15 protein-coding genes and 2 riboswitches are annotated in these 16,404 nt (G+C 68.6%); of the genes, 10 read left to right on the forward strand and 5 right to left on the reverse strand.

Features of this window, described 5'->3' with window-relative positions:
* Positions 1-23 precede the first annotated feature (23 nt).
* From OG841_RS14955 to OG841_RS14975, 5 genes are all read right to left on the reverse strand, one after another.
* Entirely contained in the window at positions 24-1,772 is a 1,749-nt protein-coding gene (locus OG841_RS14955; protein WP_328641022.1) for an ABC transporter substrate-binding protein, read from the reverse strand.
* A 59-nt stretch (positions 1,773-1,831) separates the two neighbouring features.
* On the reverse strand, positions 1,832-2,830 hold the full coding sequence (locus tag OG841_RS14960) for an ABC transporter permease (protein ID WP_328641021.1): 999 nt from the start codon (positions 2,828-2,830) through the stop codon (positions 1,832-1,834).
* 336 nt (positions 2,831-3,166) lie between these two features.
* Positions 3,167-3,922 (reverse strand): enhanced serine sensitivity protein SseB C-terminal domain-containing protein, encoded by a 756-nt coding sequence (locus OG841_RS14965; protein WP_328643666.1) that lies wholly within the window; start codon positions 3,920-3,922, stop codon positions 3,167-3,169.
* Between the two features lie 111 nt (positions 3,923-4,033).
* A complete protein-coding gene (locus OG841_RS14970) occupies positions 4,034-4,828 on the reverse strand; it encodes an enhanced serine sensitivity protein SseB (RefSeq protein ID WP_328641020.1) in 795 nt (264 codons plus the stop codon).
* Between the two features lie 91 nt (positions 4,829-4,919).
* A complete protein-coding gene (locus OG841_RS14975; RefSeq protein WP_371565650.1) occupies positions 4,920-5,597 on the reverse strand; it encodes an AAA family ATPase in 678 nt (225 codons plus the stop codon).
* A gap of 169 nt (positions 5,598-5,766) precedes the next feature.
* Positions 5,767-5,863, forward strand: a riboswitch (glycine riboswitch).
* A riboswitch (glycine riboswitch) is annotated at positions 5,864-5,975 on the forward strand. It abuts the riboswitch before it with no gap.
* A gap of 46 nt (positions 5,976-6,021) precedes the next feature.
* On the opposite strand from OG841_RS14975, the gene gcvT reads away from it, so the two are divergent.
* The 10 genes from gcvT (at position 6,022) to phzG (ending at position 16,390) form a co-directional block, all read left to right on the forward strand.
* On the forward strand, positions 6,022-7,140 hold the full coding sequence (gcvT, locus tag OG841_RS14980; RefSeq protein WP_371565651.1) for a glycine cleavage system aminomethyltransferase GcvT: 1,119 nt from the start codon (positions 6,022-6,024) through the stop codon (positions 7,138-7,140).
* Positions 7,141-7,238: 98 nt separating this feature from the next.
* Positions 7,239-7,616: a glycine cleavage system protein GcvH gene (gcvH, locus tag OG841_RS14985; RefSeq protein ID WP_007384830.1), complete on the forward strand. Its 378-nt coding sequence runs from the start codon at positions 7,239-7,241 to the stop codon at positions 7,614-7,616.
* 14 nt (positions 7,617-7,630) lie between these two features.
* Complete coding sequence (gene glyA / locus OG841_RS14990) at positions 7,631-8,893, forward strand: serine hydroxymethyltransferase (RefSeq protein ID WP_328641017.1); 1,263 nt, start codon at positions 7,631-7,633, stop codon at positions 8,891-8,893.
* A 56-nt stretch (positions 8,894-8,949) separates the two neighbouring features.
* Complete coding sequence (locus OG841_RS14995; RefSeq protein ID WP_328641016.1) at positions 8,950-10,317, forward strand: L-serine ammonia-lyase; 1,368 nt, start codon at positions 8,950-8,952, stop codon at positions 10,315-10,317.
* A gap of 610 nt (positions 10,318-10,927) precedes the next feature.
* Positions 10,928-11,521, forward strand: a complete 594-nt coding sequence (locus OG841_RS15000) for a YybH family protein (protein ID WP_328641015.1) — start codon at positions 10,928-10,930, stop codon at positions 11,519-11,521.
* A 187-nt stretch (positions 11,522-11,708) separates the two neighbouring features.
* The gene (locus OG841_RS15005) at positions 11,709-12,917 is read left to right on the forward strand and encodes a 3-deoxy-7-phosphoheptulonate synthase (protein WP_328641014.1); all 1,209 of its coding nucleotides are present in this window, start codon (positions 11,709-11,711) and stop codon (positions 12,915-12,917) included.
* Positions 12,905-13,528, forward strand: a complete 624-nt coding sequence (locus OG841_RS15010; RefSeq protein WP_328641013.1) for an isochorismatase family protein — start codon at positions 12,905-12,907, stop codon at positions 13,526-13,528. Before OG841_RS15005 ends, OG841_RS15010 begins: the two co-directional genes overlap by 13 nt.
* Positions 13,525-15,429, forward strand: coding sequence for an anthranilate synthase family protein (locus tag OG841_RS15015; RefSeq protein ID WP_371565652.1), 1,905 nt, complete (start codon positions 13,525-13,527; stop codon positions 15,427-15,429). Before OG841_RS15010 ends, OG841_RS15015 begins: the two co-directional genes overlap by 4 nt.
* Complete coding sequence (locus tag OG841_RS15020; RefSeq protein WP_328641011.1) at positions 15,426-15,773, forward strand: hypothetical protein; 348 nt, start codon at positions 15,426-15,428, stop codon at positions 15,771-15,773. Before OG841_RS15015 ends, OG841_RS15020 begins: the two co-directional genes overlap by 4 nt.
* Positions 15,770-16,390 carry a phenazine biosynthesis FMN-dependent oxidase PhzG gene (gene phzG / locus OG841_RS15025; protein ID WP_371565654.1) on the forward strand — a complete coding sequence of 207 codons (621 nt, stop codon included), beginning with the start codon at positions 15,770-15,772 and terminating at the stop codon, positions 16,388-16,390. Before OG841_RS15020 ends, phzG begins: the two co-directional genes overlap by 4 nt.
* The last annotated feature ends 14 nt before the right edge of the window (positions 16,391-16,404 follow it).

Consider the following 16,404-nt stretch of genomic DNA (forward strand, 5'->3'; position numbering starts at 1 on the left):
ATGCCTTCACCTGCCTTCCGGGGCTACTTCTTGGTCGTGCCGATGTTGAGGTAGTCGTACTGACCGCTGAAGGCCGACGTGGACACCAGGTTGGTGAAGCCCGTCGGGCGGTACAGCAGGACCTTGAAGTAGGTCAGCGGGACGAGCGCCGCCAGGTCCATCGCACGCTTGTCGATCTGCCCGTACAGGGCGTTGCGCGCGGTGTCGTCCTCGGTGGCGATGGCCTTCTCCAGCATCTCGTTGATCTGCTTGTCGTTCAGATACGAGAGGTTGGTGTTGCCGGACGCGCCGATCGCGTCACCGTGCAGGATCTGCTGGAGGAAGCCGTAACCGGAGTTCCAGTCGGCACCCCACTGCATCATGTGCAGGCCGATGTTCTGCTTCTTGTCGAACGTCGGCACACCCGCGTAGTCGGTGAAGTACTTGCCCGACGGGTACTGCTTCAGGCTGGCGTTGATGCCGACCTTCTTCAGCGAGGCGATGATCGCGGTGGCCGCGTCGATCTCCTGCGGGCGGTCGCTGCGCGCCGAGATGTTGGTGTTGATCGTCGTCTTGCCGCAGGCCTTCAGCTGGTCCTTGGCCTTGGCGACGTCACCCTTGTTGCCGGTGGTCGCGTAGACGTCGGCCTTCGCGTAGCCGGTGATGTCCGGAGGCAGGACGGTCGTGGCGATGTCACCGCGGATCGGGCCGCCCTCGGCGGTCTGCACGGAGACCTTGTCGACGGCGTACTCGACGGCCTTGCGGCACTCGACCTTGTCGAACGGCGCGACCTGGTTGTTGATCGCCATGTAGACCAGACGGCCACCGTAGGTGTTGTCCGTGTTGGCCTTCAGGCTCGCGTCGTTGACGACCTTCGCCTGGGTCGCGGCCTGGACACCGGTACCGCCGAGGTCGATCGCGTCACCGGCCTGGACGTCCTGGTCGATCGTCTCGGCGTTGACCTTCAGCTTGACGACGATCTTGTCCGGGTACTGCTTGCGCAGCGGGTCGGTCTTCGGGTCCCAGTTCTCGTTCTTGACGAGGACGGCCTGCTTGCCCTCGTCGTAGCTCTGGAACTTGTACGAGCCCGAGGACACGATGCTCTTGACGTAGTCGATGCCGGTGTCCTTGGACTGCGGCACCGGAGCCGTCTGCGGCGTCGCGACCAGGTAGTCGAACTCCTGGAAGGGACGGTTGAGCTTGAAGACGATCGTGGTGTCGTCCGGCGTCTCGATGGACTTCAGGCCCTCGGCGCTCTTGTCCTTGTAGGGACCCTTGTACGCCTTGCCGCCCTCCATGAACTGCTGGAAGTAGTTCGGGCCGAGGGAGAGCACGTCACGCGCGAAGTTGGAGCGCTCGACGGCGTACTTGACGTCCTTCGAGGTGATCGCGGTGCCGTCCTGGTACTTCAGGCCGGAGCGGATCTTGTACGTCCAGGTCTTGCCGCCGTCGCTCGGCTCGCCCGCCTTCTCGGCGAGGTCCGGGACCAGCTTGTTGCCCTCCTCGCCCGGACCGGGCTGGAAGGTCATCAGCGGGCGGGCGTACAGCCGGCTGAGGTTGTACATGTAGGCGTAGTACGTGTTGCCGGGGTCGAAGGAGTCCGGGACGTCGGAGTACTCGTACGTGACCGTCCCACCCTTCTGGGTGGAGGCGTTGACGACACCCTTGGTCGCTGCGTTGGCCCCAGCCGACTTGTTCCCGTCTCCACCGTTGTCATCGGCCTTGCTGCAAGCCGAGAGCAACAGGCTCGCACTGCCGATGGCCGCCACTGCGGCCAGCGCTGACCTTCGCATGATGGTCTGCTTCCCCTTCAATTGTCGGAAATCTTGTGGACTCTCACCGCGGTCGCGGGTCAGCGGCTGCGCGGGTCGAGAGCGTCTCGGAGACCGTCACCGAGCAGGTTGAACGCCAGGACGGTCACGAAGATGGCCAGACCAGGCACGATCATGAACTGCGGGTCGACCTGGTAGAAGTCGACGGCCTGGTTGAGCATGCCGCCCCAGGAGGCCTGGGGAGGCTGGATGCCGACGCCGAGGAAGCTCAGCGACGCCTCGAAGAGGATGTTGGTCGGGATGAGCAGCGTCGAGTAGACGATGATCGGGCCGACGAGGTTCGGCAGCAGCTCCCGGAAGAGGATGTAGGGCCCCCTGGCCCCCATCCCGCGCGAGGCGTCGACGAACTCCCGCTCGCGCAGGGCCAGTGTCTGGCCGCGCACGATACGGCCCAGGTAGGGCCAGTTGAAGAAGCCGATCACGAAGATCAGCACGCTGATGTGCAGCGGCAGACCCTCGAGCCCGAACGCACCGCCCTGGAGCGTGGCCGAGATGGCGATGGCGAACAGCAGCAGCGGGAACGCCAGGAAGGTGTCCATCAGCCGGCTGATGATCGTGTCGACCCGTCCGCCGTAGTAGCCGGCGACCACGCCGAGCACGGCGCCGATCGTGTTGGACAGGATCGTGGCGCCGAAGGCGACGACCAGAGAGACCCAGGAGCCCTCGAGGATGCGGGTGGCGATGTCGCGGCCGAACTTCGGCTCCACACCGAGCGGGTGCGACCAGCTCATGCCGCCGAAGTCGCCCTTGGGCAGCGAGGTGTTGGGGTCGATCAGATCCTGGTGCAGGGCGTTGGGGTCCAGGCCGAACATGGCCTGGATGGGCCGGGAGAGCACCGCGAGCAGGACCAGCAGGATGACGATCACGCCGCCGGCGACCGCCACCTTGTCCTTCTTGAAGCGGGACCAGGCGATCTGACCCAGGGAACGGCCCTCGATCTGCCCCTTGTCGACGCCGACGAGGACAGCCTCCGGCTGCGCCTCGGCCTGCGCCCCGGTGGTCTCGATCGGTGCGGTCACAGTGACCCGACCCCTCTCGCCGGTGGTGACCGGCCTACACCTGCCGTGGATTACGGCTTTGTCGACTTGCTCAGCTCGCAGGGAACGTCTGATCCTGCGTCTGCCTGGGGAGTCTTCAGCTTCGCTGCGATCACCCGCCAGGCCTGGCGAAGAAAGTATGCGTAACCGTGATGCAGTACGAGGGATTCCGTTATCCGAACAACGGGTAACGCCCCTCGGACGCATGCTAGTTGGGACAGAACGGCGCAATAGGTGACCTTCGTGACGGTCTGCCGCCATCTACGCGCGAAGAAATGTGGCTGTTACGTAAACGAGTCGAACAAGTAGTTGTAGCTCTCAGTAACCACCACGGGCCGGCGGGTAGCCGTACCCGGCCGCCGGGGCCTGAGCGGGGGATCCATGGGCCTCGCGGTCGTAGAACGGACGGGCACCGGCGCGCATCCACAGCGCCACCGGGTCGTAGTCGTCGGACATCGCCACGGTGGACACCGGGAGCCCGTCCGGGACGGCGCCGATGGACTGCTGCATCATCGCGCGCACCGAGTCCACGGCCGAGGGGCTGGTGTCGTACACGTCCAGGCCGATCGCGAGATACGGCGCCCCGAGCGCCGGCTGCACCCAGGCGCGGCGCAGTGAGCGGACCGCCGGGGTGCGGTGGGCGTTCTGCACGAGCAGCGCGTAGAACTGGGGGATCTCGATGCCGGGCTCCGACAGCCTGAGCGGCCCCGCGGGCTGGCGCTCGAGGCCGGTGGCGATGCGGCGCAGATCGAGCCAGGGGATGCCGAGACCGCCGCCGGGGGCGTGCGGGTTGAGCCAGAGGCCGTACTGGTCGGGGTAGAGGGTGCGGGCCACGTCGATGCCGTCGACCACTTCGTACGAACGGTTCCAGCCGCTGGCGCTCAGCTCCTGGGCCGAGGTCACACAGGGGGCGTAGCCGTAGCCGTCGACCTCCATGTTTCCGTACTGGGCGTCCGGGGAGCCGGCCTGGCCGTGCCACAGGAGCATCCAGATCTGGCCGGAGTTCGGGGTCGCCAGGGCGCGCAGCAGTGCCTCGTAGGCGTCGTAGCGCCCGGGGGTCACCTGGCGCAGCATGTGCTCGACCTGGTCGGTCGTGGTGGCGCTCACCCTGTATCGCCCCTTCTTGAAAGTTGCCCCGAGTAGGAAACCAGCTTAAGCGCGCACGAGCTCGGGATCCGTGCGCCGTCAGCCCTGTGTGTAGAAGGGGCGCACCTGTTCGCGCATCCAGTGGCCCACCGGGTCGTCCGCCACGTCCAGCAGAACCAGGTTGACCGGCCATGCAACCGGAGTCGTCCCCAGGGCCCTGCCGAGGGCGTCCATCGGAAGGGTGCGCAGATCGCCCTCCCACTGGGACAGTTCGACGCCCACGAACATCACCGGGTCGGCCGTTTCGATGGCGGCCAGGCAGCGGCGGGCCGTGAGGACCACGCCCGTGGCCGCGAACTCGGCCGACGCGGCTGCCAGGAAGTCGACCGGGTCGTCCTGCCAGTCCGGCTCGTAGAGCTTGACCCGGCCGCCGGTGTTGGGGCCGTCCAGCGGGGTGCGGCCCACGCGGCAGAGGTCGGCGACCGCGGCGGGCGGCAGGGGGACGCCGACCACGCCGTCGGGGTTCACCGCGATGCCCACGTGCGGGGGCAGGCCGCGGGCGAACTCGACCGCCGGGGCGATGGTGTACGACAGATGGCTGCCGACGACCTGGCGGAACTGCTCCTCGGAGCTGAACACCGGGACGAAGGCCTGGCCCCCGATCTCCACGGTGGGCAGGTCGAGGGGGCCGCTGTGCGGACCGCCGCCGTTCGGCAGGGGGATCCAGACGAAGCTGCGGCCGAGCACCTCGATGATCCGGCCGCCCGCCGAGGGCATGCCGAGGGAGGCCGAGAGCACCTCCTCCAGTTCGTTGCCGGGCCATCCGCCGTGCGGATGAGGGTGCGGGTGTGCCGGTGCTGGAAAGTCCGCGGGAAGATCCGCCGGGAAGTCCATCTGTCTGACCGCCTGCTGTGAACCTACTGATGTGGCTGAAAGGCTAGCGGGTGCGGTGGAAAGGTGGCTCGGCCCGGCACATCCGTCCGCGTCAGCCCGTGAAGCCGATCCGCCGCAGCACGTCCGCGGCGTCCCGGTCGATCAGCACCGCCGAACCGCAGCCCTGGGGCAGGTCACCGCGCTCCACGGAGCGGATCAGCCGGGCGGCCGCGCCCCGGTGCCGCAGGAAGGCGTACCGCGAGACGCCCCGGCCGCGCTCGCGCTGGCCCTCCAGCGCGGTGTCCGCCGCGACGTCGAGCAGCAGCAGATGCAGGGTGCCGCCCCGGCGCCGGGCCTCGCGGGCCAGCCAGCCGCGCACCCAGGCCTGGGTCCCGCAGTCGTGGACCACGACCCCCTCGCCGGAGCGCAGGGCGCCGCGCAGTCCTACGTAGTGCGCGAGCCGGACCAGGGGGCGGTAGACGGCGTACGGCAGTAAGGGGGACAGCCGGCCGTCCCAGCGGTCGCGGGTGTCCTGGGAGTCGATCCGGATCCCGCCCACCGCCCGCTTCATCAGCGTGGACTTGCCGCTGCCCGGCAGGCCGGTGATGACGACGAGGTCCTTGGGGCCGAAGAGCAGCGCGTGCGGGCTGCGGCCGGAGCGGTCGCGCAGGTCGCGGACGACCGGGGCGGCGCGGCATGCGCCGCGGAGCTCGACGACCGGGGCCGCGGGCTGCTCCGGCAGCGCGATGCCCGAGGTCGTCGCGTACGCCGTGGTCCTGTCCACCGTCATCGTCCTCCTCCGGGGTCGGGGTTCCCCTCCCCACCGAGCGTAAAGAGAAGGTAATGGACGATCTCTCGCTTTTCTGTAGTCGTACCGCCACAAGCTGGTTACAGACGCTGCCCTGCCGGACGCGTACGCGGCGTGCAATGATGTGCGCGCCAACTGCATACCGGCCGCTTGAATCCGCGCGGGAGAGTCCTGGGTACGTGTACCCGGGCGCCGAAGGAGCAAGTCCCTCCCTTGAATCTCTCAGGCCCCGTTACCGCGCGGGCGAGGCACATCTGAAAAGCGGGTCGCCTACTCGAAGGCGGCTCCACCCACGGTGCAAGCCCGGATCATTTCGTGATCAGGGCGAACCTCTCAGGTTCCGATGACAGATGGGGAGGAAAGCCCTCGCCCGTCATGCCTTGGATCCTTGGGAGACGACCGTCCGATGAGCAGTACCGAATCCCGTCGTACCGCGCTCGATGCCCTGCACCGCTCGCTGGGCGCGACCATGACCGACTTCGCCGGCTGGGACATGCCCCTGCGCTACGGCTCCGAGCGCGACGAGCACAACGCCGTGCGGACGCAGGCCGGGCTCTTCGACCTCTCCCACATGGGCGAGATCACCGTGACCGGGCCGCAGGCGGCCGAGCTGCTGAACTTCGCCCTCGTCGGCAACATCGCGTCCGTGGGTGTCGGCCGCGCCCGCTACACCATGATCTGCCGGGCCGACGGCGGCATCCTGGACGACCTGATCGTCTACCGGCTCGGGGAGACCGAGTACATGGTGGTCGCCAACGCCTCCAACGCCCAGGTCGTGCTGGACGCGCTGACCGAGCGCGCGGCCGGCTTCGACGCCGAGGTGCGTGACGACCGGGACGCCTACGCGCTGATCGCCGTACAGGGGCCTCAGGCGCCGGGGATCCTCGCCTCCCTGACCGACTCCGACCTCGACGGCCTGAAGTACTACGCCGGTCTGCCGGGCACGGTCGCCGGGGTGCCCGCGCTGATCGCCCGCACCGGATACACCGGCGAGGACGGCTTCGAGCTGTTCGTGGCGCCCTCCGACGCGGAAGCACTGTGGCAGGCCCTGACCAAGGCGGGCGAGCCGGCCGGCCTGGTCCCCTGTGGCCTGTCCTGCCGGGACACACTGCGCCTCGAGGCGGGCATGCCGCTGTACGGGCACGAGCTCTCGCGGGAGCTGACGCCCTTCGACGCCGGGCTCGGCCGGGTCGTGAAGTTCGAGAAGGAGGGGGACTTCGTCGGGCGGGAGGCACTGGCCGAGGCGGCCACCCGTGCCGCGGAGAACCCGCCGCGCGTCCTCGTCGGACTCGTCGCCGAGGGCCGTCGGGTCCCGCGTGCCGGGTACGCGGTCGTCGCGGGCGGCGAGGTGATCGGCGAGGTCACCTCCGGGGCTCCTTCCCCCACCCTGGGCAGGCCGATCGCGATGGCGTACGTCGACCCCGCCCACGCCACGCCGGGCACGGCGGGTGTCGGTGTGGACATCCGGGGCAGTCACGAGCCGTACGAGGTCGTGGCGCTGCCGTTCTACAAGCGTCAGAAGTAGCCGTCGTAGGTGATGCTGAGCACAGAGTCGCTGCTCACGCACGCCTTCCGCAGTCCCCCACCCATCAGCACTCCCCCGCGTACAGGAGAATTCAGACCATGAGCAACCCGCAGCAGCTGCGCTACAGCAAGGAGCACGAGTGGCTGTCGGGCGCCGAGGACGGCGTCTCGACGGTCGGCATCACCGAGCACGCGGCCAACGCGCTCGGCGACGTCGTCTTCGTCCAGCTCCCGGAGGTCGGTGACACGGTGACCGCGGGCGAGACCTGCGGCGAGCTGGAGTCGACCAAGTCGGTCAGCGACCTGTACTCCCCCGTCTCCGGTGAGGTCACCGAGGTCAACGAGGACGTCGTGAGCGACCCGGCGCTGGTGAACTCCGCCCCCTTCGAGGGCGGCTGGCTGTTCAAGGTGCGCGTCGCGGAGGAGCCGGCCGACCTGCTCTCCGCCGACGAGTACACCGCCTTTTCCGCCGGCTGAGGAGTCCGCACCTGATGTCCGCACTGAACACGCCCCTGCACGAGCTCGACCCGGAGATCGCCGCCGCGGTCGACGCCGAGCTGGACCGTCAGCAGTCCACCCTCGAGATGATCGCGTCGGAGAACTTCGCTCCGCTCGCGGTCATGGAGGCGCAGGGCTCGGTCCTCACCAACAAGTACGCCGAGGGCTATCCCGGCCGTCGCTACTACGGCGGCTGTGAGCACGTCGACGTGGCCGAGCAGATCGCGATCGACCGTGTGAAGGAGCTGTTCGGCGCCGAGTACGCCAACGTGCAGCCCCACTCCGGCGCCTCCGCGAACCAGGCCGCCCTGTTCGCGCTGGCGCAGCCCGGCGACACGATCCTGGGTCTGGACCTGGCGCACGGCGGTCACCTCACCCACGGGATGCGGCTGAACTTCTCCGGCAAGCAGTTCGACGTGGTCGCGTACCACGTGGACGAGGCGGGCCTCGTCGACATGGCCGAGGTGGAGCAGCTCGCCAAGGAGCACCGGCCCAAGGTGATCATCGCCGGATGGTCGGCGTACCCGCGGCAGCTGGACTTCGCGGAGTTCCGCCGGATCGCCGACGAGGTCGAGGCGTATCTGTGGGTCGACATGGCCCACTTCGCGGGTCTGGTGGCAGCGGGGCTGCACCCGAACCCCGTCGAGTACGCGGACGTGGTCACCTCCACCACCCACAAGACGCTGGGCGGACCGCGCGGCGGGATCATCCTCGGGAAGAAGGAGTTCGCGAAGAAGCTGAACTCCTCCGTCTTCCCGGGCTTCCAGGGCGGTCCCCTGGAGCACGTGATCGCGGCGAAGGCGGTGTCCTTCAAGGTGGCGGCCTCGGAGGAGTTCAAGGAGCGCCAGCGGCGTACCGTGGACGGTGCGCGCATCCTCGCCGAGCGTCTGACGGCCGACGACGCCCGGGAGGCCGGGGTCGACGTGCTCTCCGGCGGCACCGACGTCCACCTCGTCCTCGTCGACCTGCGCGAGTCCGAACTGGACGGCCGGCAGGCCGAGGACCGTCTCCACGAGGTCGGCATCACGGTCAACCGCAACGCCGTCCCGAACGACCCGCGCCCGCCGATGGTGACGTCGGGGCTGCGGATCGGCACGCCCGCCCTGGCCACCCGCGGCTTCACGGCCGAGGACTTCACCGAGGTCGCGGACGTGATCGCCGAGACGCTGAAGCCGTCCTACGACGTCGAGTCGCTGAAGGCCCGGGTCAAGGCGCTCGCCGACAAGCACCCGCTGTACCCCGGCCTGAACAAGTAGTTCCACGGTGGGGGCACCCGACGACGTGTGCCCCCACCCTTTTTGAAGGAGTGCCCGTGGCCATCTCGGTCTTCGACCTGTTCTCGATCGGCATCGGCCCGTCCAGCTCCCACACGGTCGGCCCGATGCGCGCGGCCCGCATGTTCGCCCGCCGCCTGCGCAACGAGGAGCTGCTGCCCTCCGTCGCCTCGGTCCGCTGCGAGCTCTACGGCTCCCTGGGCGCGACCGGCCACGGCCACGGCACCCCGAAGGCGGTGCTGCTGGGCCTGGAGGGGGCGTCCCCGCGCACGGTGGACGTGGAGAACGCGGACGACCGGGTGGCGGAGATCAAGGCCGCGGGCGTCCTGAAGCTGCTCGGCGAGCGCGAGATCCCCTTCTCCTTCGACGACGACCTCGTCCTGCACCGGCGCAAGACACTCCCGTACCACGCGAACGGCATGACGGTGTGGGCGTACGACGCCTCGGGCACCGAGCTCATGTCGAAGACGTACTACTCGGTGGGCGGCGGCTTCGTCGTCGACCAGGACGCGGTGGGCGCGGACCGGATCAAGCTCGACGACACCGTGCTGAAGTACCCCTTCCGCACCGGCGACGAGCTGCTGCGGCTGACGAAGGAGACCGGACTGTCGATCTCCGCCCTGATGCTGGAGAACGAACGCGCCTGGCGCACCGAGGACGAGATCCGCACCGGGCTGCTGGAGATCTGGGAGGTCATGCGGGCCTGCGTGCAGCGGGGCATGACCCGCGAGGGCATCCTGCCGGGCGGCCTTCGGGTGCGCCGCCGTGCCGCGGTGACCGCGCGCCAACTCCGCGCCGAGGGCGACCCGTTGGCGCACTCCATGGAGTGGATCACGCTGTACGCGATGGCGGTGAACGAGGAGAACGCGGCCGGCGGCAGGGTGGTGACGGCCCCGACCAACGGGGCCGCAGGCATCATCCCCGCGGTGCTCCACTACTACATGAACTTCGTGCCCGGCGCCGACGACGAGGGTGTCGTCCGGTTCATGCTGGCCGCCGGTGCGATCGGCATGCTCTTCAAGGAGAACGCGTCCATCTCCGGCGCCGAGGTCGGCTGCCAGGGCGAGGTCGGCTCGGCCTGCTCGATGGCCGCGGGCGCCCTCGCCGAGGTCCTCGGCGGCTCCCCCGAACAGGTCGAGAACGCGGCCGAGATCGGCATGGAGCACAACCTGGGTCTGACGTGCGACCCGGTCGGCGGACTGGTCCAGATCCCCTGCATCGAGCGCAACGGCATGGCCGCGGTCAAGGCGGTCACGGCGGCGAAGATGGCCCTGCGGGGGGACGGCTCGCACAAGGTGTCCCTCGACAAGGTCATCAAGACGATGAAGGACACCGGGGCGGACATGAGCGTGAAGTACAAGGAGACGGCGCGGGGCGGGCTCGCGGTGAACATCATCGAGTGCTAGGGAAACTGTCCCCGACCAGCGCGTTCGCGTCTTTCAGCGCGGTCGGGCCTTTCCTGCTCGCGTGGCGGAAAGTCGCCGAAAGGGCCCTCGGAGAGGCTTGAAAGTCCCGTAAGGTCCCCCGCTTGCCCCCAGGGACCGGCGGCACAGCGAAGTCCCGGTTTCTCGCCGCCATCAGGTCTTTGCCACAGTCCTGCCTGGTCGGCACCCGCAGTCCACCTGACACGGTCGATGTGACGCATGTCACTGGGGGGCCATCCGGTGGCACTGCCGCAATCTGGCGCGAATTGAGCGTTCAGGGCTCCGGAATACATTGTTCCCGGCTGTCGACCCCCTCGGCCCCGACGCTTGGACCCCTGCCGGACGGCGTTCCGGAAAGCGATGATACCCCCAGGTCTTCGCAATGCAGCCAGCCCTCCACTTCAACACCTCAGCAGATGAAATAGCGGATCGGCGCGCTCTGGATTTTCGGAAGGGTTGACAGGGGTCAGTTATGGAATGTTGCATGACGTCATCAACGGGGCGGGGTGGCAAACGGGGGCCATTCGGAAGGGCCGACGCCGCAGAGGCGTTCTATTGACCTGCTGCCATCTCCATTTTTGGGGGAGATGTCATGAGTAGAATCAAGCTGACGTTGTCGATCGCCACCTCGGCCATTGTGTTTACGGCCGTGAGTATCGCGGGCCCTACCTTCATCCAGGCCCAGACGGCAAATGCGGCGGCGGCTGCGGGTACATCACCTGCGACCACGACCCAGGCGGAAACCAGCAACGCGCAGGTCGCCGCCAAGACCCCCGCCGAGTTGCTGCAGCTCTTGGGCGAGAGGATCAAAGCCAAGGACGTGGACGGAATCATCGCCCTCCAGGAGCCCGAAGCGGCGATTGTCAATTACGACGGATCGGTCGTCAGGGGCCACAAGGAAATCCGGGCGTTCTACGTCGAGTGGTTCAAGTCGGATCCGGTGCTCACAGTCAACCCTCGCCAAACCGTGCTGGCGGGAGGGAAGGGAACCGGTGACAAGGCACGCAACCGCATAGCGTCCATAATGGGCGATTACACTCTGGCACAGACCGGGCCGGATGGAACCCGCGAGAGTTTCACTGGGAATTTCTGCGACACCGTGCAAGAGCAGTCGAACGGCACCTGGCTGTACGTCCAGGACAACCCGTATCCGCCGCACGGAAACGCAACATCGGCCCACCACTGATCAAGCTTTCTCGGCGGTTCCTTCTTCTATGTGCTCAGCCGATTTCTCGGTGGGCAAGCCGTGCCAAAATCAAGCACTTCGGGGTAACCCCGGCCGCCTTGTAGTAATTCGAAATGGCCATTGGCGGCGGGCCGTCAGTTGATGCACGGATAGCGAGTTGCCGTCATGTTCGAGGTCTGGAGAAAACTTGAACGTCACCTCGATCGAAGTCTTACGGGCCCCAGTTGCGCGGCAGCAGCCTCAGTGGGAGGACCCGGAACAGGTCAACCAGGTCAGGGATGTGCTGGCGGCCCTTCCCCCGCTGGTGGAAGCAGAATCGCTCAGCAGGCTCAGCGGCTTGCTCGCCGGAGTTGCCGCCGGGCGGGCACAGGTGGTGCAGGCGGGTGACTGCGCGGAGGATCCCGCGGAATGCACCGCGGGTGACGTGGAGCGGAAGACGGGACTCCTCAACGTGCTCGCCGGCGTCATGAACGCGATCACTCATCAGCCGGTGGTGCGGGTGGGCCGGATCGGAGGCCAGTACGCCAAGCCCCGGTCGGCGCTCACCGAGTGGGTCGGTGGCGTCGAGCTCCCGGTGTACCGAGGGCACATGGTGAACGGTCCGGAGCCGGACCCGGAAGCACGGCGGCACGATCCCCGGCGCTTGTTATCGGGCTACCGGGCGGCGAGCCAGGTCATGGCCAACCTCGGCCAGACTCCACGGGCGCGCATCGACCCTGCCGTCTGGACCAGCCACGAGGCTCTGCTGCTCGACTACGAGATCCCGATGCTGCGGCCGGACCGGGAAGGCCGGCTCGCGCTCACTTCGACACACTGGCCCTGGATCGGCGAGCGGACCCGCCAGCTCGAGGGAGCGCACGTCGCGATGTTGGCCGAGGTGGTGAACCCCGTAGCGTGCAAGGTCGGGCCACGTATGACGGTCGCCGAGCTGCTCGGGTTGTGCGAGCGGCTCGACCCCGGGAAAGAGCCGGGACGCCTCACCCTGATCGCCCGGATGGGCGCCGACGCGGCAACGGATCTGCTGCCACCGTTGGTTCGAGCCGTACGCGCCGCCGGACACCCGGTGATCTGGCTGGTCGACCCCATGCACGGGAACACCGTGACCACCGCCGACGGACGCAAGACCCGACTCGTGGAGATGATCGTCCGCGAGGTCACCGCCTTCCAGACCGCCGTGCGCGCGGCCGGTGGAACACCGGGCGGGATCCACCTGGAGACCACTCCCGACCCGGTGACCGAATGTGCCGACGCGGCAAACGACATCGACCGGATCAGTGACAAGTACACGACGTTGTGCGACCCGCGACTCAACCCTCGCCAGGCGGTGTCCGTGGTGTCGGCCTGGCGGACGCAGACGATGACGAACCGAGCCGAGGGAGAAACGTGGCGGGCCTAGCACCGATCTCAGTCTATCCACTGCCGACGGCGGCTGAACTGCCCACCAGCACGGCGCAGTGGACGCCCGACCCGAGCCGCGCGGCCCTGCTCGTCCACGACATGCAGCGATACTTCCTCGCGCCCTTCCCTCCAGCGGTACGCGAACCACTGGTGCGCCACTGCACACAGCTGCGGGAGCGGTGCGCCGAGCTCGGGGTCCCGGTGTTCTACACCGCTCAACCCGGGGGCATGACGGACGAGGAACGCGGCCTGCTCAAGGACTTCTGGGGTCCGGGCATGAGGGTGGACCCCGTCGACCGTCAGATCGTCACGGAGCTCGCACCCCGGCCGGCGGACCAGGTGCTCACCAAGTGGCGCTACAGCGCGTTTTTTCGCTCGGACCTGCTGGCGCAGCTGCGTGCCCAGGGCCGCGACCAGCTGATCGTCTGCGGGGTGTACGCACACGTCGGTGTACTGGCGACAGCCCTGGAGGCGTTCGCCAACGACATCCAGGTGTTCCTGATCGCCGACGCCGTCGGTGACTTCTCAGCCGACTACCACCGGCTGGCCCTCGACTACGCGGCCGCTCGCTGCTCGGTGGTCACCACCACCGAGGAGGTCTTCCGATGAACTCGAAGCAGCTGCTCGGGCACGTGGTGGGCGCCGCTCCGGGTGCCTTCGCCCTGCTGCACCGCCCCGAGACCCTGGGGCCGGACCGTGTGGAGATCCTGCTGGGCCGGGTCAGCACCCCGGCCCGGCTCGCCGACATCCCGGTGGCCGACCAGACCGGGCGCCCCGGCGAGGCCAGGCACGAGACGCTGGTCCTGGTGCCCCACCAGCAGATCACCGAGCGCGGCTTCGTCGCCGCCGAGGACGGCTCACCCTTGCTCGCGATGTCGGTGACCGACCACGGGCAGGTCAGCACGTCCGACGCGCTGAGGGCCTTGCCGGACGAGCCGATCACCCTGACCGGCGGGCGCTTCGACACCGATGACGAGGCCTACGCGGCCACGGTCCGCGCCGTGCTCGACAACGAGATAGGCACCGGAGAGGGCTCGAACTTTGTCATCAAGCGCTCGTTCGTCACCACCATCACCGGATACTCGACGCGCAGCGCATTGAGCCTGTTCCGTCGACTGCTCACCCGGGAGAGCGGCGCCTACTGGACCTTCCTCGTGCACACCGGCACTCGCACCTTCGTCGGGGCCACACCGGAGCGCCACGTCAGCTTGCGAGACGGCATCGCGGCGATGACCCCGATCAGCGGCACCTACCGCTACCCGGCCACCGGACCGGTCCTGTCGGAGGTCATGGAGTTCCTCACCGACGGCAAGGAGACCGACGAGCTGTACATGGTCCTCGACGAGGAACTCAAGATGATGGCCCGGGTCTGCCGGCGCGGCGGCCGCGTGACGGGGCCGTTCCTGCGGGAGATGGCCTGGCTCGCGCACACCGAGTACATCATCGAGGGGCGCAGCGACCTCGACCCCCGCGACATCCTGCGGGAGACAATGTTCGCCCCTACCGTGACCGGCAGCCCTCTTGAGAATGCCTGCCGAGTGATCGCCCGCTACGAGCCCCGCGGCCGCGGGTACTACGGGGGCGTCGCGGCTCTCATCGGCCGGGACGCCCACGGTGCGCGCACCCTGGACTCGGCCATCCTCATCCGTACCGCCGACATCCAGACCTCGGACGTCGACGACACCGGTCACGTCGAGGTCGGCGTGGGCGCGACCCTGGTCCGGCACTCCGACCCCGACGCAGAGGTCGCCGAGACCCGCACCAAGGCCGCGGGCGTGCTCGCGGCGCTGGGTGCCGACGAGCGACTCGACGCGCACCCGCTGATCCAGGAGGCGCTGGGCAGACGCAACGAGACGATCGCGAACTTCTGGCTCGGCGAGGTCGAGAAGCGCGCGCGGCCCCATCCGGTGCTGGACGGCCGCCGGGCGCTGGTCGTCGACGCCGAGGACACCTTCAGCGCGATGCTGGCCCACCAGCTGCGCGCCATCGGCTTGACCGTGGAGCTCAGCAGCTTCGACGCGTCCCACCGCTTCGACGACCACGACCTCGTCGTCATGGGCCCCGGACCCGGCGACCCACGGGAGACCGACCACCCCAGGATGGCCCGGCTCACCTCGACCATCGAGGAGTTGCTGTCCCGGCGGATCCCCTTCCTGGCCGTCTGCCTGAGCCATCAGTTGCTCTGCCGGCACCTCGGGCTCGAACTGCGACGCCGGGACCTCCCGAACCAGGGCATCCAGCGCGAGATCGACCTGTTCGGCTCGCGGGAACGAGTGGGGTTCTACAACTCCTACTCGGCCCGCGCGCGAGCCGATCGGCTGGAGTGCCCCGATGTCGGCGAGGTGAAGGTGTGCCTCGACGTCGGCACGGGCGAGGTGCACGCCCTGCGCGGGCCGCACTTCGGCTCGGTGCAGTTCCACCTCGAGTCCGTGCTCACCCAGGACAGCGAGCGCGTCCTGGCCGAGCTGCTCGTACCGCTGATGGAGACCGCGGAGGTACTGAACGCATGAAAGCCACCATCTCCTGGTGGGACCTCACCGGGTCCGGCCAGACCATCGACTCCTTACGCGTCTACCTGCGCGACGAGGGCGTGGAGCCGTGGACGGAGATCCACGGAATGCGGTTGAAGTTCTGGATCTCCGACCGGGCGACCAACCGCTGGGGCGCCGTGATGCTGTGGGATGCCGATGCCGACCCGAGGGCACCGATGCCGCCGAACCGGGCCACCGAGCTCATCGGATACCCGCCGACCGTCCGGATGATGTCCGACGTCGAGGCCATCGTCGAAGGTGTCCACTCCGGCCGGCTGGTCGAACGCGGCCTGGCCTTCGAACCGATCGGGAAGTCATCGTGAGCGCATCGACCCTGCCCCGGCCCGCCGAAGAGTTCACCACCCCGCCCGCCGAACCGATGGAGCTGCTCCAGGCCTGGTTCGACAGCGCCGTCGCGAACGCCATCCGCGAGCCGGGCGCGCTGGCGCTGGCCACCGTCGACGCCCGCGGCCACGCCTCCAATCGCATCGTCCAGGTGCTCGAGGTCCGCTCGACGGGGCTGGTGTTCGCCAGCCACTCCGACAGCCGCAAGGGCCGGGACCTGGCCGAGACGGCCTGGGCGTCCGGGGTGTTCTACTGGCGCGAGGCCGGCCGCCAGCTGAGCGTGAGCGGCCCGACCCGTCCGCTGCCCGACGAGGAGTCCGAGGCCCTGTGGGCGGCCCGACCCGTCAACACGCACCCGATGTCGGTGGCAGCGCACCAGAGCGCGCCGCTGCTGGACGAGGACGCGCTGCGGAAGCAGGCCCGGGAACTGGGCCGGGACGGCTCGGCGCTGCCCCGCCCGGACCGTTGGCTGGGCTATCTGCTGGAGCCGGCGTCGGTGGAGTTCTGGCAGGCCGATCCGCAGGACCGGTTGCACCTGAGGCTGCGTTACGAGCGCGACGGTTCCAGCTGGCGTACCGACCGGCTCCAGCCCTGACCGTGCTCTGGACC

The organism is Streptomyces canus (assembly GCF_041435015.1).
GTDB lineage: Bacteria > Actinomycetota > Actinomycetes > Streptomycetales > Streptomycetaceae > Streptomyces > Streptomyces canus_G.